General features: G+C 70.7%; 23 protein-coding genes. 16 read left to right on the top strand and 7 right to left on the bottom strand.

The genetic code is table 11. From position 1 onward, the window contains the following. Positions 1 to 194 precede the first annotated feature (194 nt). The 6 genes from Ari01nite_RS05005 (at position 195) to Ari01nite_RS04980 (ending at position 7,402) form a co-directional block, all read left to right on the top strand. Entirely contained in the window at positions 195 to 1,043 is an 849-nt protein-coding gene (locus Ari01nite_RS05005; RefSeq protein ID WP_239162485.1) for a DUF4397 domain-containing protein, read from the top strand. 3 nt (positions 1,044 to 1,046) lie between these two features. Then, complete coding sequence (locus tag Ari01nite_RS49600; RefSeq protein ID WP_239162484.1) at positions 1,047 to 2,012, top strand: class F sortase; 966 nt, start codon at positions 1,047 to 1,049, stop codon at positions 2,010 to 2,012. Between the two features lie 63 nt (positions 2,013 to 2,075). Continuing rightward, positions 2,076 to 3,929: a serine/threonine-protein kinase gene (locus Ari01nite_RS04995; RefSeq protein WP_203779763.1), complete on the top strand. Its 1,854-nt coding sequence runs from the start codon at positions 2,076 to 2,078 to the stop codon at positions 3,927 to 3,929. Positions 3,930 to 4,036: 107 nt separating this feature from the next. After that, complete coding sequence (locus tag Ari01nite_RS04990; protein ID WP_203779761.1) at positions 4,037 to 5,323, top strand: hemolysin family protein; 1,287 nt, start codon at positions 4,037 to 4,039, stop codon at positions 5,321 to 5,323. After that, positions 5,320 to 6,357 carry a hemolysin family protein gene (locus Ari01nite_RS04985; protein WP_203779759.1) on the top strand — a complete coding sequence of 346 codons (1,038 nt, stop codon included), beginning with the start codon at positions 5,320 to 5,322 and terminating at the stop codon, positions 6,355 to 6,357. The genes Ari01nite_RS04990 and Ari01nite_RS04985 overlap by 4 nt, the downstream gene beginning before the upstream one ends. Positions 6,358 to 6,412: 55 nt before the next feature. Then, on the top strand, positions 6,413 to 7,402 hold the full coding sequence (locus Ari01nite_RS04980) for a sporulation protein (protein WP_203779757.1): 990 nt from the start codon (positions 6,413 to 6,415) through the stop codon (positions 7,400 to 7,402). A 94-nt stretch (positions 7,403 to 7,496) separates the two neighbouring features. Here Ari01nite_RS04980 and Ari01nite_RS04975 read toward each other — a convergent pair whose 3' ends face one another. Then, positions 7,497 to 8,759 (bottom strand): bifunctional pyridoxamine 5'-phosphate oxidase family protein/GNAT family N-acetyltransferase, encoded by a 1,263-nt coding sequence (locus Ari01nite_RS04975; RefSeq protein ID WP_203779755.1) that lies wholly within the window; start codon positions 8,757 to 8,759, stop codon positions 7,497 to 7,499. A gap of 48 nt (positions 8,760 to 8,807) precedes the next feature. On the opposite strand from Ari01nite_RS04975, the gene Ari01nite_RS04970 reads away from it, so the two are divergent. The 7 genes from Ari01nite_RS04970 (at position 8,808) to rny (ending at position 17,272) form a co-directional block, all read left to right on the top strand. Beyond that, on the top strand, positions 8,808 to 10,154 hold the full coding sequence (locus tag Ari01nite_RS04970) for an aminotransferase class I/II-fold pyridoxal phosphate-dependent enzyme (protein ID WP_203779753.1): 1,347 nt from the start codon (positions 8,808 to 8,810) through the stop codon (positions 10,152 to 10,154). A 177-nt stretch (positions 10,155 to 10,331) separates the two neighbouring features. After that, a complete protein-coding gene (locus tag Ari01nite_RS04965; protein ID WP_203779751.1) occupies positions 10,332 to 10,991 on the top strand; it encodes a UdgX family uracil-DNA binding protein in 660 nt (219 codons plus the stop codon). 223 nt (positions 10,992 to 11,214) lie between these two features. Continuing rightward, the gene (locus tag Ari01nite_RS04960; RefSeq protein WP_203779749.1) at positions 11,215 to 11,415 is read left to right on the top strand and encodes a DUF3046 domain-containing protein; all 201 of its coding nucleotides are present in this window, start codon (positions 11,215 to 11,217) and stop codon (positions 11,413 to 11,415) included. A gap of 194 nt (positions 11,416 to 11,609) precedes the next feature. After that, the gene (gene recA / locus Ari01nite_RS04955) at positions 11,610 to 12,656 is read left to right on the top strand and encodes a recombinase RecA (protein ID WP_203779747.1); all 1,047 of its coding nucleotides are present in this window, start codon (positions 11,610 to 11,612) and stop codon (positions 12,654 to 12,656) included. Between the two features lie 16 nt (positions 12,657 to 12,672). Then, the gene (locus Ari01nite_RS04950) at positions 12,673 to 13,380 is read left to right on the top strand and encodes a regulatory protein RecX (protein WP_203779745.1); all 708 of its coding nucleotides are present in this window, start codon (positions 12,673 to 12,675) and stop codon (positions 13,378 to 13,380) included. Positions 13,381 to 13,523: 143 nt separating this feature from the next. Further along, positions 13,524 to 15,158, top strand: coding sequence for a hypothetical protein (locus Ari01nite_RS04945; RefSeq protein WP_203779743.1), 1,635 nt, complete (start codon positions 13,524 to 13,526; stop codon positions 15,156 to 15,158). A gap of 389 nt (positions 15,159 to 15,547) precedes the next feature. Beyond that, a complete protein-coding gene (gene rny, locus Ari01nite_RS04940; RefSeq protein ID WP_203779741.1) occupies positions 15,548 to 17,272 on the top strand; it encodes a ribonuclease Y in 1,725 nt (574 codons plus the stop codon). Here rny and Ari01nite_RS04935 read toward each other — a convergent pair. From Ari01nite_RS04935 to Ari01nite_RS04915, 5 genes are all read right to left on the bottom strand, one after another. Beyond that, positions 17,218 to 18,462 carry a sensor histidine kinase gene (locus Ari01nite_RS04935; RefSeq protein ID WP_203779740.1) on the bottom strand — a complete coding sequence of 415 codons (1,245 nt, stop codon included), beginning with the start codon at positions 18,460 to 18,462 and terminating at the stop codon, positions 17,218 to 17,220. The two genes, rny and Ari01nite_RS04935, sit on opposite strands and share 55 nt — an antisense overlap. A gap of 14 nt (positions 18,463 to 18,476) precedes the next feature. Continuing rightward, entirely contained in the window at positions 18,477 to 19,367 is an 891-nt protein-coding gene (locus tag Ari01nite_RS04930) for an amino acid ABC transporter permease (RefSeq protein WP_203779739.1), read from the bottom strand. Next, positions 19,364 to 20,041, bottom strand: a complete 678-nt coding sequence (locus Ari01nite_RS04925; protein ID WP_203779738.1) for an amino acid ABC transporter permease — start codon at positions 20,039 to 20,041, stop codon at positions 19,364 to 19,366. Before Ari01nite_RS04925 ends, Ari01nite_RS04930 begins: the two co-directional genes overlap by 4 nt. Positions 20,042 to 20,112: 71 nt before the next feature. Then, positions 20,113 to 20,982, bottom strand: a complete 870-nt coding sequence (locus Ari01nite_RS04920) for a glutamate ABC transporter substrate-binding protein (RefSeq protein ID WP_203779737.1) — start codon at positions 20,980 to 20,982, stop codon at positions 20,113 to 20,115. A gap of 55 nt (positions 20,983 to 21,037) precedes the next feature. Beyond that, a complete protein-coding gene (locus Ari01nite_RS04915) occupies positions 21,038 to 21,781 on the bottom strand; it encodes an amino acid ABC transporter ATP-binding protein (protein WP_203780313.1) in 744 nt (247 codons plus the stop codon). 141 nt (positions 21,782 to 21,922) lie between these two features. On the opposite strand from Ari01nite_RS04915, the gene Ari01nite_RS04910 reads away from it, so the two are divergent. Genes Ari01nite_RS04910 through Ari01nite_RS04900 form a run of 3 tightly spaced genes read left to right on the top strand, consistent with a single transcriptional unit; the run spans position 21,923 to position 24,210 of the window. Then, positions 21,923 to 22,402: a hypothetical protein gene (locus Ari01nite_RS04910; protein ID WP_239162483.1), complete on the top strand. Its 480-nt coding sequence runs from the start codon at positions 21,923 to 21,925 to the stop codon at positions 22,400 to 22,402. A 37-nt stretch (positions 22,403 to 22,439) separates the two neighbouring features. After that, positions 22,440 to 23,927 carry a tRNA (N6-isopentenyl adenosine(37)-C2)-methylthiotransferase MiaB gene (gene miaB / locus Ari01nite_RS04905; protein ID WP_203779735.1) on the top strand — a complete coding sequence of 496 codons (1,488 nt, stop codon included), beginning with the start codon at positions 22,440 to 22,442 and terminating at the stop codon, positions 23,925 to 23,927. Between the two features lie 31 nt (positions 23,928 to 23,958). Next, positions 23,959 to 24,210 (top strand): hypothetical protein, encoded by a 252-nt coding sequence (locus Ari01nite_RS04900; RefSeq protein ID WP_203779734.1) that lies wholly within the window; start codon positions 23,959 to 23,961, stop codon positions 24,208 to 24,210. A gap of 106 nt (positions 24,211 to 24,316) precedes the next feature. Here the strand turns inward: Ari01nite_RS04900 and Ari01nite_RS04895 are convergent, their stop codons facing one another. Then, positions 24,317 to 25,525, bottom strand: coding sequence for a DUF349 domain-containing protein (locus Ari01nite_RS04895; RefSeq protein ID WP_203779732.1), 1,209 nt, complete (start codon positions 25,523 to 25,525; stop codon positions 24,317 to 24,319).

The following is a 25,525-nucleotide window of genomic DNA, read 5'->3' as shown; positions in this document are numbered from 1 at the left end:
CCCATCCTCCCTCGGGGGTACGACAAAAATCCGGAACGGGCGTACCGGAAAGACAGCCGTCTATCGGTCAGGTGGGTACCAGCGGGGCGACCAACCAGCGAAGTTTCTTGGCACGGCGGACCATGGTGCGGTTGAGTGACGGAGGCATATACAGATGGACACCAATTCGAGGCCCCGTCCCGCAAGGAGGCACCGTGATCATCAGCGCATCACCCGTACGGCGCCTCGGCGCCGCCGTGGCGATCGCCGCGCTCGCGGCCGTCGCCCTGGCGTCCCCCGCCCGCGCGGCCGGCGAAGGCTACGTCCGGCTCGCCCATCTCTCGCCGGACACCCCGGCCGTCGACGTCTATCTCCGGGCGACGTCCGGCAAGTCCGCACCACAGACCTTCAAGGCGGTCGGGTACGGCGACATGTCCGCCTACCTGCGCCTGCCGAGCGGCAACTACCAGGTCGCGATGCGCAAGGCCGGCGCGCCCGCGACCACCCAGCCGGTGATCTCCACCGCGGTCGGGGTCGAGACCGGCAAGGCGTACACGGTGGCCGGCGTGGGCCGCTTCGCCGACCTGGGCCTGCGCGTGCTCGACGACGACCTGCGCCTGCCCGACCCCGGCAAGTCCAAGGTGCGGATCATCCAGGCCTCGGTCAAGGCGCCGGTGCTCAACGTGGCCGGCGCCAACGGCAACAAGATCGCGGACGGCGTCGAGTTCGCCACCACGACCCAGTACCGCGAGGTCAACCCCGGCAAGTGGAGCGTCCGGGTGACGCCCACCGGCGGTGGCCGGACCAGCGTTCTGCCCTGCACGATGGGTGCCGGCAGCGTCTACTCTTTGGTCGTGCTCGACGACCAGGGTGGCGGCCTGAAACCGGAGTTGCACGTGGACGCGGAACGGCAGGGCACGGTGCCACTCGGCGGCATCGCCACCGGTGACGGCGGCACCCAGCCGGGTTCGCCGCTGCCCATGGCGCTGCTGCTGGCCGGTGTGGCCGGCGTGCTGACGGCCGGCCTGGTGGTGGTGCTCCGTCGCCGGCTGCGGGCTGCCTGAGCGATGTCCGGCAAGCGGAAGGGCAGCGCGTTGATCAGGAGCGGGTTGATCAGCCGCCGGGGGGTCGCCCGCGGGACCGCCACGGTCGGCCCCGAGTCGACGCCGGCCGCGCAGGGCAAGGCGCCGGTGCCGGGCGCGCTGTCGGTGCCCCGGCCGAAACCTTCGGTCTTCCGGACCGCCGCGCCGCCGACGACCGTGTTCGAGGGCCGCCAGCGCGAGACGGCCGGGGTGCGGCCGCCGGTGCCGGGCGAGCCGAAAACCGCGATCGCCACTGCCGTCGATGCGCCGCCTGGTCGCGTACGGCAAAAGAAATCTCTCGCACGGCGAGCCGCGCTGCCGGCCGCGAGTGCCATCCTGGCCGCGTTTGTCGTTGCCACCACCTACCTGGCGCTCACCGACTACGCCGCGCAAGACCCTGACCTCGGTCGATGGGCGGCGTCCGGCCCGCCCGCGGTGGCCGAGGCCAAACAGGGCGCCGGCAACGCGGGACGGCCGCCCGGCGATCCGTTCGGCAGCGTGGCGCCCGCACCCAGCGGCCCGCCCACCCAGGTGCGGGTGCCGGCGATCGGCCTGAACAGCCCGCTCGAGATGCTGGAGCTCGGCAAGGACGGCGAGTTGGTGCCGCCGCGGAGATTCGAACGCGCGGGCTGGTATGCGGGCGGCACCGCACCCGGCGACGTCGGACCGGCCGTCCTCGCCGGACACGTCGACTCGAAAGCCGGACCGGCGGTGTTCTACCGGCTCCGCGAGCTCACCGTGGGCGACCGGATCGAGGTGGTTCGCGGCGGCAAAGTGGTGCGCTTCACGGTCACCAGGACGGCGTGGTACCCCAAGAACAAGTTCCCCACAGATGAGGTGTACGCGCCGACGCCCGACCGCCAGCTGCGGCTGATCACCTGCGGCGGGGTTTTCGATCACCGCCTCCGGTCATATAAGGACAACCTCGTGGTCTACGCGGTGGCCGGGTGATCGTCATTCCGCCGGGCAGGGCCGCTTGACTATCCTTGCTACGAGTCGACGCGTGGGGGCGGGATGGCGGTCAGACGCATGCTCATCGCCGGCCGATACCGCCTGATCGAACCGGTCGGGTCCGGCGGCATGGGCCGGGTCTGGCTGTCCCGCGACGAGATGCTCGACCGCGACGTGGCGGTCAAGGAGTTCGTCCCGCCGGACTGGATGACCGACGAGGAGCAGACCCGGCTGCGCGACCGCACCCTGCGTGAGGCCCGCAGCGCCGGCCGGCTCAACCATCCGCACGTGGTCCGGGTCTACGACGTCGTGCACGCCGAGGATCTGCCGTGGATCGTGATGGAGTACGTGCCGTCCCGCTCCCTGCACCAGGTGATCAACGACGACGGCCCGTACTCACCGGCCGCCGCGGCCCGGATCGGCCTGGCGGTGCTGGACGCGCTGACCGCCGCCCACCGCGCCGGCGTGCTGCACCGCGACGTGAAGCCGCACAACGTCCTGATCGGCACGGACGGCCGGGTGGTGCTGACGGATTTCGGCCTGGCGACGTTCGTCGACGACGGCGCGGTGACGGGTCCGGGCCTGGTGGTGGGCTCGCCGCAGTACGTGTCGCCGGAGCGGGCCCGGGACGGCGCGTCCACGGTCGAGTCGGACATGTGGTCGCTGGGGGCGACGCTGTACACGGCGGTGGAGGGCCGGTCGCCGTACGCCCGGGACACCGCGATGGCGACGCTGATGGCGCTGGCCACCGAGCCGCCGGATCCGCCGGAGCGGGCGGGGGCGCTGGCGCCGGTGCTGCTCGGGTTGCTGCGGCACGAGCCGGACAAGAGGCTGACGGGCAGCGAGGTGGACCGGCGGCTGCGGCTGGTGGCGGCTTCGGGGAGTGGGGTGCCGTCGCCGCGGCGGGGGACGGTGGTGGCTTCGGTCCCGGTGCCGCCTGCCGGTCCCGCGGTGGTCCCGGGCGACAAATCGGCCATGTCCGGCGGAGGCGATGGAGCTCCCTCGACCGCCGAGCCCACCCCTGACGGCGCCGACCGCGACCGCCGTTCGGGCGCCGCCTCTCTCGCGGGCTCCAGCCGGAAACCTGCCTCCCGCGCGGGATCAGGCTCCCACTCCCACCCGGGCGACAAATCCGATATATCCCGTGATGACCCGGCGAAAGCCCGCTCCCGATCCATCCTTCCCACCCGGCGCCGTCCCTCCCGCCAAGGCGCCGCCCGACCCCCCTCCCGCCCGACCCTGATCGCTGCCGCGGTAGCCGTAGCAGCGGCCCTCCTGGGCGGTGGCGGCATCGTGGCGAGCTACATCATGCAGCGCGGCGGCGACCCGCCCGCTACCGCTGCGCCGTCGACGGCCCCGCCGCGTACCCCTCAATTGGTCAGCTTTTCGCCTGCCGGCTGCGCCGGACCCGCGCCCAGCGCGGCCACCCGCCTGCCGCAACGCAACGCGACCCGGGGCGTGCAGGGCTGGACGCTGCCTCGCGGCTGGGCCTACTTCGCCGACGGCACCGGCGTGCACATCGCGGTGCCGGACGGCTGGAGCGTGCAGAAGGCCGGCACCATGTACTGCTTCCGCGACCGGGCCGGCGACCGCGTGCTCAGCCTCGACACCGGGCGCAACCCCGCGGGCGATCCGGTTGCCGCGTGCCGGGCCGAGGCCGCGCGGCTGGTGCGCGAGGGTGCGCTGCGCGGCTACCAGGAGCTTTCCATCGAGGCGCGTCCGCTGCTCAACAAGGCCGCCGACTGGGAATACCGCTATCAGGAGGCGGACGGCACCGAACTGCACGCGCGGACCCGGTGGCTCGCCAGCAACGGGCGCGGTTTCGCGATCAGCTGGTCCAGTCGCGAGATCGACTGGACCGGTGACCTGGCAAAGATCAACATGGTGCTGAGCACGTTCTACGTCGACCGCGCGTGACCGTTGCTCACAGCTAGTACACAGGCGGCGTTGTTACCGTCTGGTCCCATGATCGGCAGTACCAGGCCGGGCTCGGCCCGGCTATGTGTTTTCCGACCCGCGCAGCCATGCTGATCGTTCTGGGTCTCGCGCTGGTTCTCGTGGTCACCGCCGTCACCGGCTATTTCGTGGCCCAGGAGTTCGGCTATGTCACCGCCGATCGCGGCCGCCTCCGGCAGCAGGCCGAGCAGGGTGACCGGGCCGCCGAACGCGCCCTCAAGGTCACCGAGCAATTGTCGTTCGTCCTCTCCGGCGCCCAACTCGGCATCACCGTCACCGCCCTGCTGGTCGGCTACGTCGCCGAACCGTTCCTCGGCGCGGGCCTGGCCGACCTGCTCGGCGTGGCCGGCGTGCCGGCGGCGATCTCGCTGCCGCTGTCGGTCGTGCTCGCGCTGGTGATCGCGACCGTGGTGCAGATGGTGCTCGGCGAGCTGGCGCCCAAGAACCTCGCGATCGCCCGCCCCGAGACGGTGGCCGCCCGCCTGAGCCGTTCCACTTTGCTCTATCTGGCCGTCTTCGGCCCGGTCATCCGCCTGTTCGACGGGGCGGCCGCCGGCCTGCTGCGGCGCCTCGGCATCGAGCCGATCGGGGAACTGCCCGAGGGCGCCACCTCGGAGGATCTCGAGCAGATCATCGCGGCGGCCCGCTCGTCCGGTCAGCTCGACGACGAGTTGTCCGCCCTGCTCGACCGGGGCCTCGACTTCCGCGCCCGCACCGTGGCCGAGGTGATGGTGCCGCGCGTCCACGTGGTGTTCGTACCGGCCACGGCCGTCGCGTCCGAGGTGGTTGCGCTGCTGGATTCCGGTCACTCTCGTTTTCCGGTACGCGGGGAGTCCGTCGACGAGGTGGTCGGCGTGATCGGCATCAACGACGTCCTCGCCGTCCCGGCCCGCCTGCGCCCGGTCACGCCGGTGGCCGCGCTGATGAGCACGCCGCTGCTGGTGCCGTCGTCGCTGCGGCTGCCGGCGGTGCTGGAACGCCTGCGCACCGGCCGCCGCCAGCTGGCCTGCGTGGTCGACGAGTTCGGCGGTGTCGCCGGCATCGTGACCCTGGAGGACATCGCCGAGGAGCTGGTCGGCCCGATCCGCGACGAGGACGATCCGCCCGAGCCCGCTCCGGTCCGCCAGGACGACGGCTCGTGGCTGGTGCCCGGGCGCTGGCGGCTCGACGAGATCACCGACGCGACGGGTGTCGACCTGCCGGTCGGCCACGCCTACGACACCATGTCCGGCCTCGTGCTGGCGCGCCTGGGGCGGGTGGCTGAGGCAGGCGATTCGCTCACTCTCGACAATCTTTCGGTACGGGTGGAAAGCGTCGAACGGCGGGTGCCGCGCACGGTGAGGCTGTCCCGATGACGATCGTGTACGCCGCACTGCTGCTGGTGGGGAACGCGTTCTTCGTGGCGGCCGAGTTCGCCCTGGTCGCCAGCCGCCGGCACCGGCTCGAACTGGCACTGGCCGACCGCCCGGCCCGGGCCGTCGCCGCCGCGCTCGCCGGCACCCGGGAACTGCCGGTCATGCTGGCCGGCGCCCAACTCGGCATCACGCTCTGCTCGCTGGGCCTCGGTGCCCTCGCCGAGCCGGCCATCGCGCACGGGATCGAGCCGATCCTGCACCGGTTGGGCCTGCCCGGACTGGCCGGCCACGCGATCGCCTTCGTGGTCGCGCTGGCCGTGGTCACCTTCCTGCACCTGGTGATCGGCGAGATGATGCCGAAGTCCTGGGCGATCACCCATCCGGAGCGGTCGGCGACCCTGCTGGCCCTGCCGTTCCGGGCGTTCACCCGGGTCGCCGGTCCCGCCTTGCGGTCGCTGAACGCCCTGGCCAACCTGCTGCTGCGGCCGTTCCGGGTGCAGCCGCCGGACGAGTTGGCGCAGCGGCACAGCCCCGCCGAGATGCAGATGCTGTTCGACCGGTCCCGGGCCGAGGGCCTGCTGGAGGCCGAGCAGAGCGAGTTGCTCAGCAGCGTGCTGGGCCTCGGCTCGCTGCGGGTGCACGAGGTCGCGTTCCCGGCCTCCGGCCTGGTCACCGTGCCCGGCACGGCCGGCGCCGCGGACATCGAGCTCGCCTCGATCACCGGCGGCCGTTCCCGCCTCGGCGTGACCGGCCCGGACGGTGCGCTGGCCGGCGTCGTGCACGTCCGCGAGGCGCTGCGCGCGACCACCGCCGGCCGCCCGGCCACCGCGGCCGACCTGATGGACCCGGTGTTCACCCTGGCCCCGGACGACCGCGTGGTGGACGCCGTGGCCGCGATGCGGGCCGGCCGGGCGCACCTCGCCATGGTTGTCGACGGGGACCGGCGGGTCGGCTTCGTCGCACTGGAAGACCTGCTGGAACAGGTGATCGGCCGGTTCGACGACGAAACCGACCCGGTGCCTGTGCTGTCCTGATCCGCCACCCCATTTGTTGATTCGCCACCCTGTCTCTTCAAGGAGGAATGACCCGGTGGTTTTCAAGAAGATGATGCGCGCCTTCGGCGTCGGCGGCCCATCCGTCGACACTGTGCTGGCGAACCCGAACACCCGACCCGGCCTGACCCTGGACGGTCAGGTCAAAATCACCGGCGGCGACCACGACGTCACCATCGAACAGGTGGTGCTCGGCCTGGTCACCCGCGTCGAATCCGAGCACGGCGACGGTTTCGTGGAGTTCCACCGGGTCCCGGTGGCCGGCGGTTTCCAGCTGCGGAAGGGGGAGCAGCGCGACCTGCCGTTCTCGTTCCCGGTGCCGTGGGAGACCCCGATCACCCACGTCTACGGCCAGCGCCTGCACGGCATGACCATGGGCCTGCGCACCGAACTGGCGGTCGCGAAGGCCGTCGACAAGGGCGACCTGGACGAGGTGGCGGTGCACCCGCTGCCCGCACAGGAGCGCATCCTGGACGCGTTCGCCCAGCTGGGCTTCCGCTTCAAGAACGCCGACCTGGAACACGGCGGCATCTACGGCGTACGCCAGCAGCTGCCCTTCTACCAGGAGATCGAGTTTTTCCCGCCCCCGCAGTACGCGGGCGGCATCAACGAGGTAGAGGTGACTTTCATCGCCGACCCGTCCGGGGTAGAGGTGATCCTCGAGTTCGACAAGCGCGGCGGCTTCCTGACCGCCGGTCATGACGCCTACGGCCGCTTCCGCGTCTCCCACGCCGAGGCCGACACCGCAAACTGGACCTCGGTAGTGGAGTCGTGGGTGAGCGAGGCCGCGGGCCGCTACCAGGGCTTGCGCAGCGGCCACGGCGGCTTCCCGGGCGGGCATGGCGGCCACGGCGGCTATGGCGCTTTCGGCGGCGGCCACGGCCACCACGGCCACGTTCGCCGCGGCCACGGCATGGGCATGGGCGGGATGGCCGCGGGCGTAGCCGGCGGCATCGTCGGCGGCATGGTCCTCGGAGAGGTAGCCGAGGAGGTCTTCGAAGACGACGGCGGCGACTTCGAGGAGTAGCCCTCGGTCCCGGCGCGAGCCGGACCAAGGACACGGCCGGGCCGGCCTCGCCGGCCCGGCCGTTCCACCAGCTCCACCCGCCGCCAGCCCCTCCCTACGTTTTCGCCAGCGCTGCCGAGCCACCCGCCGCCAGCCGCTCCCGCAGCCGCTCCGCCGCGGCCGGCCACTCGTCGGCCGTCATCGCATAGAGCACCGAGTCGCGCCACGAGCCGTCCGGCCGCAGCCGGTGCCGGCGGATCAGACCGTCGCGACTCGCGCCGAGCCGGGCGATCGCCTGCTGCGAGCGCCAGTTGCGGATGTCGGTGTACCAGAAGACCGTCTCGGCACCGAGCACCTCGAACGCGTGCTCCAGCAGCATCAGCTTGGCCTCGGTGTTGACCCCGCTGCGCCACCACGGGCGGCCCACCACGGTGTGACCGATGCCGAGCGAGCGGCGTACCGGATCGATGTCGTGATAGCTCGTCATGCCGATCACCCGGCCGGTCGCCGGCTCGACCTGTGCCCACGCCGCCCGCTCGCCCAGCCAGGTCTGCTCCAGGGCGCTCGTCACGTGCACGGCCATCTCGTCGCGGGTCTGCGGGCGCACGCTCGGCAGGTATTCCCAGACCTCGTCGTCGGCCAGCGCCTCGAACAGGCCGTCCACGTGCCCGGGCGTGATCGGTTCGAGCCGGACGTGCCGGCCGGTCAGCGTGACCGGCGTGACCCACTGCGGCTCGCGGCCGGGCAGATAGCCGGGCGGCGCCCCGGTCACCCCCTCGTCGGTCACCGGCGCGTCGGCCACCCGCCGCAGCGGCAGCACGCCCGCCCAGTGCGGAAGATCGAGGTCGCGCTCGTCGTCACGCACGCCGCCGCTGCGGGTGCGCGCCGAGACCTCGTCGAGCGCGAGCGCCAGCACGCTGGTCTGGGCCAGTTCCTGTCTGGTCGGTGGCCGGCTGTCCGCGGCGCGGCCCGCGCCCACCCGGTCGACGAGGGCAGTCATGGCCGTCAGCTTTTCCGCCGGGTCGACCACCTGCCGCGCGACGCCGTGCGCCACGACCGAGCGGTAGTTGGCGCTGTGGTGAAACTGGGACCGCCCATAGACCAGGCCGTCGAGCAGCGTGACACTCACGCAGACCCGGACCCCGTCGCCGCGGGCCGCCAGACCGAGCCGGGCGCCGCTCGACCCGTGCAGATAAAGAGTGTCACCGACGCGCACATGCAGCGTGGGCAGCACGCGGGGCTCGCCGTCGACCACGAAGGCAACGGAACAGTCATACCCCTCGTCGAGGATGGCGTGTGCGGTGTCGCGTTCGTAGCCCATCCGGTCGCGCATGCGGGTGGCGGTGGTGCGCTCCGTCGCCGCATATGGCTCGGACATCGGCCCCTCCTCTTGCATGGTGCGCTGTACTAGTACAGAATCAATCTTGTGTCAGCACAGTACCAGGTGAGCGGCGACAGCGCCGCATCGATTTCGGCGAGCATCGAGACGGGTGTTCGCAAGGGCACCATCGACTGGGGCGTGCCGCTGCCGCCGATCCGCCTCCTGGCCGCCGATCTCCAGGTCAGTCCCGCCACCGTGGCCAAGGCCTATCAGGACCTGCGGCAACGCGGCGTGATCGAGTCCGACGGCCGCCGCGGCACCCGGGTCCGCTCCCGCCCGCCGATCAGCGGTGACCGGGTGGCGCTGCGCCTGCCCGTGCCCGAGGGTGTGCTCGACCTCTCCTCCGGCGAGCCCGACCTGCGCCTGCTCCCGCCGCTCGGCCACGGGCTGCACGCGGTCGCCGAGTCGAACGGCCCGCCGCAGGGCTACGCGTCCGCGGTCGCCATGCCCGAGCTGATCGACCTGGCCCGCCCCCGTCTCGAGGCCGACGGCGTGCCGATGGGCGACGCCACGATCACCGCCACCTCGGGCACTCTCGACGCCATCGAGCGCCTGCTCACCGCTCATCTGCGCCCCGGTGACGCGGTCGCGGTCGAGGATCCCGGCTGGGCCAACGTGCTCGATCTGGTCGCCGCACTGGGCCTGCGGCCGGTGCCGATCACCGTCAACGACCAGGGTCCCGATCCCGAGTCGCTGTCCGAGGCCCTGCGCTCCGGCGTCCGCGCGGTGCTCATCACGGTCCGCGCCCAAAATCCGACCGGTGCCGCCGTCACCGCGACCCGGGCCGCCGCACTGCGCGACATCCTGATCGATCACCCGTCCGTGCTGCTCATCGAGGACGACCACGCCGCCGAGCTGGCCGGCGCCACCCTGCACTGCCTCGGCCCGGTCACCGGTTCGTGGGCGTTCATCCGGTCCGCGTCCAAGCCGTTCGGCCCCGACCTGCGCATCGCCGTGGTCGCCGGCGACCAGACCACGATCGCCCGGGTGGTCGGCCGCATGCGGGTCGGCGCCGGCTGGGTCTCCACCGTCCTTCAGCGACTCTTGCTGCGCCTCTGGCTCGACGACGAGGTGACCGCGCAGGTGTCCGCGGCCGCCGCTGATTACACGCGCCGCCGCAACGCCCTGTGTCACGCCCTCCGGCAACGCGGTCTGCCGGCCCACGGCACGACCGGCATCAACGCCTGGGTCCACGTCCCCGACGAGACCCGCACCGTCGGCCTGCTGCGCGACGCCGGTTATGCCGTCGCCCCCGGCTCGCTCTTCCGCATCAACACGCCACCCGGCATCAGGATCACGGTCAGCCCGCTCGACGACGACGCCATTCCCGCCCTGGCCGACGCCGTCTCGTCCGCCGCTCACCCGGCCCACCTGCCCACCCCGGCACGGTGATTTTCCTTCGGAGGTACGCGACGGCACCGTCACCGCCGGTCCGGTCAGCCCCCGCCGAGCAGCGCGGCCAGGTGCAACACCGGGCCGCAGGGCGCGTTCGCGTGTCGCGGTGGTCCCGCTGTACCGCGACGGGGTCCCGCCATGCCTAGCCGCACCCCGTTCGGGTACAACGGTGGGATGCCAAGGACCGAGGCGCCGGTCGGCGCGCAGGAGTGGGTGCCGCCGCACCCGCGGAGCATCGAGGAGCTCAAGTCTGCCGCCGCCGGCTGCCGGGGCTGCGAACTGTATGCGGATGCCACCCAGACCGTCTTCGGCCGCGGCGCCCCACACGCCAAAATCGTGTTCGTCGGCGAGCAGCCCGGCGACGTGGAGGACCAGCACGGCCTGCCCTTCGTGGGCCCCGCCGGCCGCCTGCTGCGCGACGCGGTCGACGACGCCGGCATCGACCCCAGCGACCTCTACATCACCAACGCCGTCAAGCACTTCCGCTTCGAGCTGCGCGGCAAGCGCCGCATCCACCAGACCCCCGGCCCCGCCCACATCACCGCGTGCCGCCCGTGGCTGGTCGCCGAATTCGCCCAGCTCAAGCCCGACCTCGTCGTCATCCTCGGCGCCACTGCCGCCAAGGCCCTGCTGGGCCCGTCCTTCCGCATCACCCGCTCCCGGGGCCAACTCATGCCGTGGCCCGCCTCCGCCCAGCACCCCGAAGACTTCCCGGTAGCCGAAATCCAGGCCCTAGCCACCATCCACCCCTCCGCAGTCCTGAGAGCCGACAACCGCGAAGTCGCCTACACCGGCCTGGTAGACGACCTGAAGGTAGCCGCCTCCACCCTCTGACCCGTTGCGCCTGCGCCTGCGCCTGCGCCTCCGCCTCCGGGGCGGCCTCCGCCCCGCGCCCTCTGAGGCTTCGCCCAGGTCCCAGCCCTCCTCGCCTCCGCCCCCGGTCCCTCCTCGCCCCCGGTCCCTCCTCGCCGGCCCTCGACCCTCGTCTCGGCCGGCGCTGTATCTCGGCGGGTTTGTTGGTTCTGGGGTCCTCGGCGGGCGTGAGTAGGCTCGTGGGGTGCGGTTGACGGATTTCTGGACGCGGCTCGAGCAGGCATTCGGGGCCGGCTATGCGCGCAGCATTGCGGCCGACCATTCGTTTGGGGCACTCGGGGACCGGACGATCGATCAGGCAATTGCCGACGGTATTGATACCACTACTATCTGGCGTGCCGTGGTGGCCGCGTACCCCGATCGGGTGCCTGCTCGCCTGCATTGATGCGGTTTTCGTACGCTTGTTCTGGCGTGTCGCTCGATCTAGAACAAGTGTTCGGCTATTGTCCACAGCGGCCTGGTCATCCACAGCTCAGGGCGGGGCGGCGAATTTTTGTCATACCCACCCCCTACCTTGTTCCCGTGGTGAACAGAGGCTCGGCGAAGACGCCCGCGAAATCGAGTACAGGGGTGGCGGACATGGTGGCAGGACCTGACCGGGACAAAGCGCTCGATCTGGCGTTGGCACAGATTGACAAGCAGTTCGGTAAGGGCTCGGTGATGCGGCTGGGTGAGCGGCCGGTCGTGCAGACCGCGGTGATCCCGACCGGATCCATCGCGCTGGATGTGGCGCTCGGCGTCGGTGGCCTGCCGCGCGGCCGGGTGATCGAGGTCTACGGGCCGGAGTCCAGCGGTAAGACGACGGTGGCCCTGCATGCCGTGGCCAGCGCGCAGCGGTCCGGTGGCATCGCGGCGTTCATCGACGCGGAGCACGCGCTCGACCCGGAATATGCGAAGGCGCTCGGGGTCGACACCGACGCGCTGCTGGTGTCCCAGCCCGACACCGGTGAGCAGGCGCTGGAGATCGCGGACATGCTGATCCGCTCCGGTGCGCTCGACATCATCGTGATCGACTCGGTGGCGGCGCTGGTGCCGCGTGCCGAGATCGAGGGTGAGATGGGTGACAGCCACGTCGGTCTGCAGGCGCGGCTGATGAGCCAGGCGCTGCGCAAGATCACCGGCATCCTGAACACGTCCGGCACCACCGCGATCTTCATCAACCAGCTGCGCGAAAAGATCGGTGTCATGTTCGGCTCACCCGAGACGACGACCGGTGGCCGGGCGCTGAAGTTCTACGCGTCGGTGCGTCTCGACGTGCGCCGCATCGAGAGCCTCAAGGACGGCACCGACGTGGTCGGCAACCGCACCCGGGTCAAGGTCGTCAAGAACAAGGTGGCGGCCCCGTTCAAGCAGGCCGAGTTCGACATCATGTACGGCAAGGGCATCTCCCGCGAGGGCTCGCTGATCGACGTCGGTGTCGAGCAGAGCATCATCCGCAAGTCCGGCGCCTGGTACACGTACGACGGTGACCAGTTGGGCCAGGGCAAGGAGAAGGCGCGGGAGTTCCTCAAGGAGAACCCCGACGTGGCGGCCGAGATCGAGAAGAAGATCCTGGAGAAGCTCGGCGTGGGACAGACAACCGGTGATGCCGCCGGCGGGCCGGAACTGCCGCCGGTGGACTTCTAGATCGAGGTAAGGCCAGATGGCCGGACGACGCGGTGCACGGTCCGGGCGTGGGTGGGATGCCGCCCCGCCCCGGGCCGCTCGCCGGACTTCCGATGAGCAACCGCCCGGCGAGTCTGTCGGCGACGGGACGGAACGCGGCAACGTCCCGCACCGCCGCCGGCGTGGCTCGCCGGGCGGAATCCCCGCGACCCCACAGCAGAGCGAGCCGGAACGCGCCCGGGAGATCTGCCTGCGCCAGCTCGCGGGGCGGCCGCGCACCCGGGCCGAACTCGCCAAGGCGCTCGCCGCCAAGGGCATCTCGGCCGAGGTGATCGCCGAGGTGCTCGACCGCTACGACGAGGTCGGCATCATCGACGACGCCGCGTTCGCGCGTGCCTGGGTGTCCAGCCGGCACCAGGGGCGCGGGCTCGCCCGCCGGGCGCTGGCCAACGAGTTGCGGCAGCGCGGGGTCGACGCCGAGGTGGCCGGGGAGGCGCTGGAAACCCTCGACGACGACGAGGAGGCCGCGACCGCGCGCGTCCTGGTCGACCGCAAACTGCGCACCGCCACCGGCACGCCCGAGGCGGTGTTCCGGCGGCTCGTCGGGATGCTGGCGCGCAAGGGCTACCCGGCCGGCGTGGCGATCCGAACCGTGAAGGACGCGCTGGCCGCCCGCGACGCCGAGGCGGCCGAGTTCGCCGACCAGATCGACGCCGACGCGTTGGCCGACGAGGCGTCACCCTGAGTGTGTACTTAGGTCTGACGGCCTGAGCTGGCATAGAGATACGTCTGCCCAGCCCAGGGCGTGTTTAGGCCAATCGAGGATGGCACGTTGCGATGTCCTTGAGGGACATTGATCATTGCCGCTCGGTGATAATCTGGGCTGTCGTGACCGAGGACTCGGAGAAACCTGACCGGGGCTACGCCCCCTTCCAGGAAGCTGCCGAGCCGACCGAGCAGATCGCCGCGCCCCGCGCGAGCGAGCCGTCGGCTCCGCTTTACGTCCCGGCCCAGCGCCGCCCAGCCGGCGAAAACCCAGCTGCCCCAACCCCAGCCGCCCCAACCCCAGCTGTGGAAACCTCGGGCATCGAAAACTCGGCCGCCGAAGCCTCGGCCGCCGCCGGTGGTGGCATGTTCACCGGGGCGTTCGCCTTTCCGATCACGTCCGCGCAGCAGACGGGCGGGGAGGCGGCGCCTTACGACGAGGGACGTTCGGGGCAGCAGTGGAGCAGCGGACCACCGGCCGGATTCGAGTCGGCCGAGGTGCGGCCCGCATCGCCCGCCGCGGGACCGCCGACGGGCGATGCCTACTGGGCGCCCAGCCCTGGGACGGCGGCGCGGCCACCCGCGGCGCCGGGTGCCGGGGATGCGAGCTGGAATGCGGGCGCTCCGCGATCGGCGGGCGCCGGCCGCTACGCCGACCTGGTCCGGCAGCCGGATCTGGACGCCGCCCGCACCGGCGGACCGGTGCGGGACAGGAGTGCGGGACCGGCCACCGGCGATCCGGGCCGGGCTTCCGCGGCGCAGCGGCCGGGCTGGCGCCGAGAGCGGGGTGCCGAGCCTTCCCTGGAGTCGGCCTGGGATCCGGAGCCCACGTCGAGCGGCCCGGCCTGGGCGCCTGCCGAACCGGCATCGGGCGGCCGGCCGCCGAATTCCGCGACTTCGGTGTCGAGCGGCCAGCCCTGGAATGCTGCAAATCCAGCGTCGAGTGGTCCGGGCCGGGTTCCCGCGGAGCCGGCGGCTGGCGGCCCCGGCTGGGGTCCGGGGGAGCCCGCGCCCAGCAGCCCCGCCTGGAGCCCCGCCGAAGCCGCGCCGAGCGCCGACCCCTTCGGCCTCCCCATGTCCGGGCGTCGCATCGAGCCCACCCCGCCGCCCCGCCCCACCCGCCTTTTCGCCGGCATCGCCATCGGCCTCATCGTCGGGTTGCTGGTTTTCGGGGCGGCTGGCTGGTTCGTCGGGCGGTCGACCGCGCCGGACGCAACCGCCGCTGTCACGCCCAAGGCTGCCGGGCCTCCCGCGCTGGGTGTCTTTGAGCGCAGCCAGGTTGACGTCAACCGGCCCGACTTTGCCGGCACCGGGCTGGGGCCGGTCGTCGAGGGCTTTCTGCCGTACCTCTCCAGTTGTGCGCGCAGCGGGCAGCCCAACGGGCCGGCTCTCAACCGCGGGGAGAAGGTTCGGGTTCGCTGCACGCTGGACGGGATGAGCGCGATCTTCGTGGAGTACACGTCGACGGCGGAGCGGGACCGGGCGCGGCAGCGGATGCTCGACCCCGGTCAGGATGCCCGGGAGGAGACGCCGGGGATCGGGCCGGCGGTGCAGCGGGCCGCGCCGTCGGGGCGGACCGAGGGCAACTACGTTGAGTATGCGTACCGTCTCACCGAGGAGGGGCGGACCCGCACGGTCAGCGGTCTGTGGTGGGACGATGCTCAGACGCCCATAGCGGGATACTTGCTGGCGTTCTGGAAGGAAGGGATCGGAGAGAGCTGGGAACCGATGCGCGATCTCTGGTCCCGGTACGCCTGAATTGCCCGGCAGTGTCGTGAGCTGGGGGTAAGCGGGTCTGTGCCCTAAGTCCTATCCGCTGCCGAATCATTGTTCCTTGACCGAAGTGGCACTCGCGACCTAGCCTCGCGTTACACAAGGTGTGTTCGACCATCGCATGCAACACGCACAACATAGATCGCATTACATTACGGCATCACTTGTGACCACCCGGGTCACCGGAAGGTGCCTTCCCGAGGCCGCCGACCGCGTCGCCGAGGGCTTGACATAAAGGCGGTCAGACCCCGACGTGTCATACCAGGCGCACGTCGCGGTTTGGCACAGCCTGCGGTCAATCAGCCTTGGTCGGGCATCCCGCAACGGGCTCGCGCGCGCACAACGCGCCGGGCGGCGAAGGGAGACGCGGCGAGATGACCGCCCTGGACTGGGTGCTGGTGGTGGCGATCGTCGTCCTCGGCGCGCTGGTGGTTGCCGGCCTGCTGCTGGGCGCACGTGCCCTGCGTCAGTTCCAGGCGGAACGCGCCGACGCCCAGGAACGCCAGGACCAAGCGGTCGGAGCGGCCCAGGCCAAGGTCGCCGATGCCAATGCCAAAGCTGCGTCCGTACGCGCCGAGGCCGCCGCCGCCAAGGCCGAAGCGTCCGCCGCCCGGGCCGAGGCCCGCCGCGTCCTCGAGGCCGCGCACAGCGAGGCCGACACCATCCTCGAACACGCCCACCGCCAGGCCGAGGCCGACGCCGAGCAGGTCCGCGTCGCCGCCCGCCGCTCCGGCGAGCGCGAGGTGGCCCTGCTCAACGCGACCGCCAAGGAGCAGGCCGCCGAGGTCGAGCGCCGCGCCGCCCGGATCGACGAGCGCGAGCGCCTGCACGCCGACGAGGTGGAGCGCCTGCTGGAGCGGGAGCGCCGGCTCGCGACCATGGACGCCGACCTGACCACCCGGGAGACCGCGCTCAGCACCCGCGAGTCCGAACTGGCCGGGTTCGCCGAGGAGAAGCGCCGCGAACTCGAACGGATCGCCAACCTGACCGCCGACTCGGCCCGCACCGAACTGGTCGAGAGCATCGAGGTCCAGGCCAAGCGGGAAGCCGCGATCATGGTGCGGGACGTCGAGAACGACGCCAAGAACACCGCGGACACCCGGGCCCGGCGGATCGTCGTCGACGCCATCCAGCGGATCGCCAGCGAGCAGACCGCGGAGAGCGTGGTCAGCGTGCTGCACCTGCCCAGCGACGAGATGAAGGGCCGGATCATCGGTCGCGAGGGCCGCAACATCCGGGCGTTCGAGTCGGTTACCGGCGTCAACCTGATCATCGATGACACGCCTGAGGCCGTACTCCTCTCGTGTTTTGATCCGGTTCGTCGCGAGGTCGGCCGGCTCACCCTGGAAAAGCTGGTCCTGGACGGCCGGATCCACCCGCACCGGATCGAGGAGGTGTTCGACAGCGCCAAGAACGAGGTCGAGCGGCTCTGCGACCGGGCCGCCGAGGAAGCGCTGGTCGACGTCGGCATCACCGACATCCACCCGGAACTGGCCAAGCTGCTGGGCCGGCTGCGGTACCGCACCAGCTACGGGCAGAACGTGCTCAAGCACCTGGTCGAGACCGCGCACATCGCCGGCATCATGGCGGCCGAGCTGGGCCTGGACGTTCCGTCAATGAAACGTTGTGCATTTCTGCACGACATCGGCAAGGCGCTCACCCACGAGGTGGAGGGCAGCCACGCGCTGATCGGCGCCGACCTGGCCCGCAAGTACGGCGAGTCCGAGGACGTGGTGCACGCGATCGAGGCGCACCACAACGAGGTGCCGCCGCAGACCATCGAGGCCGTGCTCACCCAGGCCTCGGACGCGTGTTCCGGTGGGCGGCCCGGTGCCCGGCGGGAGAGCCTGGAGGCGTACGTCAAACGCCTGGAGCGGATCGAAGAGATCGCGGCCGGCAAGGTCGGTGTGGAGAAGGTCTTCGCCATGCAGGCCGGCCGGGAGATCCGGGTGATGGTGCGGCCGGACGACATCGACGACATCGGCGCCGCGGTGCTGGCCCGGGACGTGGCCAAGCAGATCGAGGAGGAACTGACCTACCCCGGTCAGATCCGGGTCACGGTGGTCCGCGAGTCGAGGGTCACCGAACTGGCCCGCTGAGTTACCGGCAGGGTCGCCTCGACCAGGAAGCCGCCCGCGGTGGGTTCGGCCCGCATCTCGCCGCCGACCGTGGCCACCCGTTCGCGCAGGCCCAGCAGCCCGTGTCCGGTGGAGTGCACGGCCTGCGCGCCGGGCCCGGTGTCCTCGACGGCGAGCCGCAGCGACGACGGGTGCCAGTTGATCCGGACCGTCGCGTGGGCCCGCTCGCCGGCGTGCTTCCGGGTGTTCGTCAGCGCCTCCTGCACCAGGCGGTAGGCGGTGAGGCTGACGCTCGGGTCGAGGCGCCCCGGTTCGCCGTCGACCAGCATCTCGACCCGCAGACCGACGGCCCGGGACTGCTCGACCAGCGCTGCGATGCTCTCGAAACCGGGCTGACGGGTGTCCCGGTCGGCGTCGTCGTCTGCGGCCCGGAGCAGGTGCAGCAGCCGGCGCAGTTCGTCCATCGACTGCGCGCCGACGTCCTGGATCACCTCGAGCGGCCGCGCGACCCGCTGCGGATCGGTGTCCAGCACGGCCCGCGCACCGGCCGCCTGCAACATCATGACGCCCACCGAGTGCGAGACGATGTCGTGCAGTTCCCGGGCGATGACCAGACGCTCGTCCTGCAGCGCCCGGCTGATCAGGGCACGTTCCCGGCGCCCCGCATGCCGCGGCTGGTAATAGGCGAAGGCGCCCAGCATGCCGGCCAGGGCGGTGAACATCGCCGTGCCGAACGCCGCATTCGACCAGCCGCCGTCCGGTGGGAAGCCATACTGCGGCTGGACGGCGAAGAGCGCGCTGACCAGCAGACACCCGCCCAGCGCACCGAACAGCCAGGCCAGCGAGCGTCGCCCGGCGACTTCGACCAGGGCCAACGCCAGCGCGAACACCGGCACGCTCCAGTCGACCAGGGTCACGGCCGCGCACGACCACACGACCTGGACAACGAACACCGTGCCGGGCCATCGCCGGCGAAGCGCGAGGACGGCGGTGGGCGCAACGCCGAGCGCGGTAACCACCCAGGCGGGCACCAGCCCGTCGCTCTGCGGGCCCCAACCATCGTCCGGGACGAGGTTCATCCACGCGATGAAGGGCAGAAAGCACAGGTCAAGAAACCACGGCCGCACCCACCGCCGGGTGGGTGCGGCCTGGAGATTCGGCTCGTTCACGGCGCTGCGCAGAATACCGGCATATCGGCGTAAATGCCTCATGCCAGGATTGTGCCTCAGGCGACGCCTCCGCCTCCGCCCATACCGGGGTCGGTGGCACCCATGATGACGGTGCGGCCGTTCGCCCGGGGTGCGCGCCCGCTGCGCCGGGTGCGCCGGCTCAGCCAGCCGGCCACCGAGGTCAGCACCGAGTTCACCACGATGTAGATCGCGGCGGCCACGATTGCGGCCTGCACCACGTTGCCGAAGTTCGCCGACAGGTTGTTGACGCCCAGCTGGAGCAGCTCGCTGTAGGAGATGATGTAGCCGAGCGCGGTGTCCTTGACCAGCACCACCAGCTGGCTGACGATCACCGGCAGCATGGCCCGGGCCGCCTGCGGGATGAGGACCTGGCCCATCACCTGGCCCTTGCGCATGCCGATCGCGTACGCGGCCTCGCTCTGCCCCCGCGGCACCGCGTGCACGCCGGCCCGGAACGCCTCGGCCAGCACCGATCCGTTGTAGAGGGTCAGGCCGGCCACGACCGCCCAGAAGATCGACATCGGTTGCTGGGTGAGGAACGGCACGCCGAAGAAGATGAAGAACATCATCAGGAGCAGTGGTACGGCGCGGAAGAACTCGACCACGGCACCGGCCGGAACGCGTACCCACCAATGGTCGGAAAGCCGGCCGACCGCGAACACGACGCCGAAGACCAGCGACAGCACCATGGCGACCGCGGCCGCCTGGATGGTGTGCCACAGGCCGGGCAGGATGTAGTCGGTCCAGGTGCTCGACTCGGTGAACGGCTTCCAGAGCGCGGCCGCCCACTGGCCCTTCTCGTCGAACTTGGCGTAGACCCAGTACAGCAGCGCCAGCAGCAGCACGCCGAAGACGACGGTGAGGATCCGGTAACGCGCCTTCGCCCGGGGCCCGGGGTGGTCGTAGATAACGGCCTCGGTACTCACCGCTTCACCGCCATACGGTTGGCCAGCCAGCCGAAGGCGTAGCCGGTGGGGATCAGGACCGCGGCGAACGTGCCGGCGAAGACCAGGAAGATCGGGATGACCGCGTCGCCGTTCGCGTTGATCAGCTCTTTCATCGCGTTGGAGGACTCGGCCAGGCCGATCGTCCCGACGATGGTCGAGTTTTTGCAGAGCGCGATGAAGATGCTGCCCAGCGGCGCGATCACGGCGCGGCCGGCCTGCGGCAGGATGATCATCGTGAGGGTCTGGCGGAAGCTCATGCCGATGGCCCGCGCGGCCTCGGCCTGCCCGGCCGGGACCGTGTTGATGCCGGACCGGATCGCCTCGCAGACGAACGCCGCGGTGTAGACCGACAGGCCGATCACGCCGAGCCAGTAGTTGTTGAGCTCGAGGCTGTCCTCCGAGGCGGTGAAGCCCAGCGTGGAGAAGAGGCCGAAGTAGCAGAAGAAGATGATCAGGGTGAGCGGGGTGTTCCGGAAGATGTTGACCCAGCCCGTGCCGAACGCCCGCAGGACCGGCACGGGCGAGACCCGCATGGCCGCCAGTAGCGTGCCGACCACCAGCGCTCCGGCGGCCGACGCCAGGGTGAGCTTCAGGATCCACAGGAACCCGGTCACGTAAACGTCGACGTTGTCGGGATCGGAGAAGACGTCCATCGTCACCTTCAGCGGGGGGTGGGAACAGGGCGGCGGGGCCGGTTCACCCGGCCCCGCCGATCCGTGCTAGATCAGGAACAGTTGGACAGCTTCGCGACGTCCAGCTCGGGGGCCGGCTTGCCGCTCTTGCCGAGCGTGTCGTCCCAGGCCTTCTTGTACGAGCCGTCGGTCACGGCCGCCTTGAGGATGTCGTTGATCTTGTTGCAGCCGGCCGAGTCGTCCTTCTTGACGCCGATGCCGTACGGCTCCTCGCTGAACGGCTTGCCGACCACCTTGAACTTGCCCGCGTACTGGTCCTGGGCCGCGTAGCCGGCCAGGATGATGTCGTCCGTGGTGACCGCGTCCACCTGGCCGCCGGCCAGCGCCGTCACGCACTTGGAGTAGGAGTCGAACTCCTGCAGCTGCGCCTTCGGGTAGTCGGACTTGATCCGCTTTGCCGGCGTCGAGCCGCTCACCGAGCAGACCTTCTTGCCGTCCAGCGACTCCGGGCCGGTGATCGTGGAGGCGGTCGGGACCAGCAGGTCCTGGCCGGCCACGTAGTACGGACCGCCGAAGTTGACGACCTTCTTGCGCTCGTCGTTGATGGTGTACGTCGCGACGACGATGTCCACCTGGCCCTGCTGGATGTACGGCTCGCGGTTGGCCGACACCGTGGTCTTCCAGGTGATGCCGCTCTCGTCGACGCCGAGACCCTTGGCGATGATCTTGCCGATCTCGATGTCGAAGCCGGTGTAGGTGCTGCCGGTCTGAAGGCCGAGGCCGGGCTGGTCGGCCTTCACGCCGATGGTCAGCTTCTTGTCGCTCGACGCCTTGCCGACAATGCCCGAACTCGCGGTGCCGCCGGTGCTGCCGGTGTCGGAGCCGTCGTCCCCGCCGCAGGCGGCCACCGCCAGCGACATGGTCAATGCACCGAGCGCCGCTGCCAATCGGGTGATGCGCATCATTACGCTCCTCGAAATAGTGCTTTCCGGTTCTGGGGAAGAAAGATCCGTGTCGTCAATGAGTAAGAATTTTTGAGAGGAAGTCCTTGGCGCGATCACTTTTCGGATTTGCGAAGAACTCGGCCGGCGGGGCCTGCTCCACAAGTTGACCGTCGGCCATGAAGACGACCCGCTTGGCCGCGTGCCGCGCGAATCCCATCTCGTGGGTGACCACCACCATGGTCATCCCCTCCCGCGCGAGTGACGTCATCACGTCCAGGACCTCGCCCACCATCTCGGGGTCGAGCGCGCTGGTCGGCTCGTCGAACAACAGCGCCTTGGGCTGCATGGCGAGGGCGCGCGCGATGGCGACACGTTGCTGCTGCCCACCGGAGAGCTGGGCGGGATACTTCTCCGCCTGGTTGGCGATGCCGACCCGATCGAGCAGCGACATGGCCCGCTCGCGGACCATGTCCGACTTCTCCTTACGCACCTTGATCGGCCCGATCATGACGTTCTGCAGGATCGTCTTGTGGGCGAACAGGTTGAAGGACTGGAACACCATGCCCACCTCGCTGCGCAGCCGGGCCAGGGCCCGGCCCTCGGCCGGCAGGGGGCGTCCGTCGAAGGTGATGGTGCCGGAATTGATCGGTTCGAGCCGGTTGATGGCGCGGCAGAGGGTCGATTTGCCGGATCCCGACGGTCCGATCACGACCACGACCTCACCCTTGGCAACCGAGAGGTTCACGTCGTCCAGCACGTGGAGTGGCCCGAACCATTTGTGGACGTTCTCAAGGACGATGAGAGCCTCATCGGACACCGCTGAACCACCGTCCCGTTCGTTGGAGATCACCCGGTTGGGCTCACTCTAATTGGACCGTTGTATCGGTTCGCACCGATAATGGTCACGGAGCGGTAACTTAGCGGACGGAAGGCCCGGGCATTGTCGAGCATGTTCGGTATGGGTGACGACGATCCGACAGGTGGCCCATGGAACTGGGCGGTCGGAAATCGCATTGATGCGGAACTGATACGCGGGGCGCTGGCCGGCGCACTCGAGTTGAGTGTCGTCCCGCTGGGTGACGACGGTGCCGTGCTCTGCGACGTCTATCCGGTTGGTGGTGATTTCCCCACCCTGGTCGACGTCTATCTGGCCCCGGCCGGCGTCGCCGAGGAGGTGGCCGCGAGCGCCGTCGCGGTCCGGCTGGGTGCCGCGCTGCTGCTTCCCGACGACACCCTCAACCCGACGCGGTACGTGCTTGCCGAGCCGGACGGCACGCTGCGGGCGGTGCACGTCGACGAGGAGGAGACCGACGACGGCCCGGAACGGCGCCGGGTCCGCCCGTGCACCGGCCTGGACCCGGCCTGCGCCGCCGGACCGGGTTGTGGCCGCTCCCGGTTCAAGCCGGCCGCCGAGCCGGACCGCCCAGCAGCCGCTTAGGCCCTCGGCGCCGCAGGGACTACCCTGGTCAATTGCCATGACTACCGAACTGCACGGCGCCCCGCGCACCTATGACGTGCGCACCTACGGCTGCCAGATGAACGTGCACGACAGCGAGCGCATCTCCGGGCTGATGGAGGATGCGGGCTACGTGCGGGCCGCCGATCCGGACGGCGCCGACATCGTGGTGTTCAACACCTGCGCCGTACGGGAAAACGCCGACAACCGCCTCTACGGCAACCTGGGTCACCTGCGCCCCACCAAGCTCAGGAACCCCGGCATGCAGATCGCGGTCGGTGGCTGCCTGGCGCAGAAGGACCGCGGCGACATCGTCAAGAAGGCGCCCTGGGTCGACGTCGTCTTCGGCACCCACAACATCGGTTCGCTGCCGGCGCTGCTCGAACGCGCCCGGCACAACAACGAGGCCGAGGTGGAGATCCTCGAGTCGCTCGAGGTGTTCCCCTCCACGCTGCCGACCAAGCGCGAATCGACGTACGCCGGCTGGGTTTCGATCTCGGTGGGGTGCAACAACACCTGCACCTTCTGCATCGTGCCGTCGTTGCGCGGCAAGGAGAAAGACCGCCGCCCCGGCGAGATCCTGGCCGAGGTGCAGGCCCTGGTGGCCGAGGGCGTCCTCGAGGTCACCCTGCTCGGGCAAAATGTCAACTCGTACGGCGTCGAGTTCGGCGATCGGTTGGCGTTCGGCAAACTGCTGCGCGCCTGCGGTGAGGTCGACGGCCTGGAGCGGGTCCGGTTCACCAGCCCGCACCCGAAAGACTTCACCGACGACGTGATCGCCGCGATGGCCGAGACACCGAACGTCTGCCACTCGCTGCACATGCCGCTGCAGTCCGGTTCCGACCGGGTGCTCAAGGCCATGCGCCGCAGCTACCGCCAGGACAAATACCTGGGCATCATCGACAAGGTCCGGTCCGCGATGCCGGACGCGGCGATCACCACCGACATCATCGTGGGCTTCCCCGGCGAGACCGAGGAGGACTTCGAAAAAACCCTGGAGGTGGTACGCGAGGCGCGCTTCTCCAGTGCGTTCACCTTCCAGTACTCGAAGCGCCCCGGCACGCCCGCCGCGACCATGGACGAGCAGGTGCCCAAGGCCGTGGTGCAGCAGCGTTACGAGCGGCTGATCGCCCTCCTCGAGGACATCACCTGGTCGGAAAACAAGAAGCTGGTCGGCGAAAAGGTCGAGGTGCTGGTCGCGGTCGGCGAGGGACGCAAGGACGAGCGCACCGGCCGGCTCAGCGGCCGCGCCCGGGACGGCCGGCTCGTGCACTTCGCGACCGGTGGCACCGCGCCCCGCCCCGGCGACGTGATCGAGACCGTCATCACCTACGCGGCCCCGCACCACCTGAACGCCGACGGCGACCCGCTCAGCCACCGCCGCACCCGGGCCGGTGACGCGTACGAGGCCGGCCGGATGCCGCGCATGCAGGGCGTGTCGCTGGGCCTGCCCACGATCGGGGTTCCGGCGCCGCTGCCGCCCGCCACCGACGGCTGCACCCGCTAAACCGGGCGCCGCGCGGGCAGCGGTCGCCCTGGTGGGTGATGGTGACCGCGCTGGGCCTCGACAACACGGGCAACGCGATCTGGATCTGGCTGGTCACCGGCGGCGGATCACCGGCGGCGGCACCTCGCGCCGCCCGGTCGCGGTCCACCTGCTCACCGCCGGCATCTTCTGCGGCCTGGCCGGCAACGTGGCCGCCGTGCTGACCACCGGCCCGCTCACCGATGTGCGCCCGGACTGGACCAGCATGGTCTTCCTGGCCGCGATGGGCGTCGAGGGGTTGTAGCCCGGCCATGCAATAACGCGAAAGGGGCGTTACGGCCAGGTCCATGCAGAGCCCCGGCCGGTGCGCCACGGGACCGGTGCTGACCTCGTACCTCTGCTTTGTGGTTTTATCCGGCCTGTTCGGCGAGGGAGAGGAACTGGCGCTTGGAGGCCAGGGCCTGCTCGGCCTCCTTGATGCGGCGCTGGTCGCCGGCCGCCTGGGCGCGGGCCAGACGCTGCTCGGCCTCGGCCACCTGCTCGCGCATCTGCTGGAGCAAGGGGTTGTCCTGCGGGGTGGTCTTGCGCCACGCGGAGTCCATCGCCAGCCGGATGCGGTCCTCGGCGGCGCGCCAGCGGCGGTCCAGGCCGGCGGCGGACTCGCGGGGGACGCGGCCGGCGTCGTGCCAGGCGGCCTGGGCGTCGCGGAGCTTGTTCTGTGCGGCGCGCGGGTCGGCGTCGACGTCCAGGGCCTCGACCTCGGCGAGGATGGCCTGCTTCTTTTCCAGGTTGCCCTGGTATTCGGCGTCGCGGGCCGAGAAGACCTCGCTGCGTCGCGTGAAGAAGGCGTCCTGCGCGGCCCGGAAGCGTTCCCAGAGGCGCTGCTCGGCCTCCTTGGCGGCGCGCGGGGCCGCCTTCCACTCGGTCATCAGCTCCTTGAGCCGGTTGGCGGTGCTCGACCACTCGGTCGAGTCGGCCAGGCTCTCCGCCTCCTTGACCAGCTCCTCCTTGGCGCCCTGCGCCTGCTTGCGCTGGCCGTCGAGGGTGGCGAAGTGGGCGCCGCGCCGGCGGGTGAAGCCGTCCCGGGCGGCGGCGAAGCGCTTCCACAGCTCGCCGTCGGTCTTCTTGTCGACCCCGCGGATGGTCTTCCACTCCTCGAGGATCTCCTTGAGGCGGTCGCCAGCCGTCTTCCAGCCGGTGGCGTCGGCGGCGATCTTTTCCGCCTCCTCGACCAGCGCGGTCTTGCGGGCCAGGGCCTCGCCGCGGGCCGCCTCGCGGGCCGCGCGGGCCTCGCCGGCCTTTTCCTCGGCCACGGTCGAGAGGTTGTCGAGCCGGACGGCAAGACCGTCGATGTCGCCCACCACGTGTGCCTCGTCGAGCGTGGCGCGCAGGCGCTTCACGCTGGCGAGCGAATGTGACGCGTCGGCGGCGCCGGACTTGAGGCGGGCCTCGACCAGGTCGACCTCGGTAACCAGATCGGCGAAGCGCCGGGCGAAGTGGGCCAGCCCCTCCTCGGGGGTGCCCGCCTGCCAGGAGCCGACCACGCGGTCGCCCTCCGCGGTCTTCACGTACACGGTGCCGTCGGCATCCACGCGCCCGAAGGCCGTCCAGTCGTTCAT

It is taken from the genome of Paractinoplanes rishiriensis (assembly GCF_016862375.1).
GTDB lineage: Bacteria > Actinomycetota > Actinomycetes > Mycobacteriales > Micromonosporaceae > Actinoplanes > Actinoplanes rishiriensis.
The sequence above is the reverse complement of the archived record's forward strand: the minus strand, read 5'-3'. Positions and strand labels throughout refer to the sequence as shown.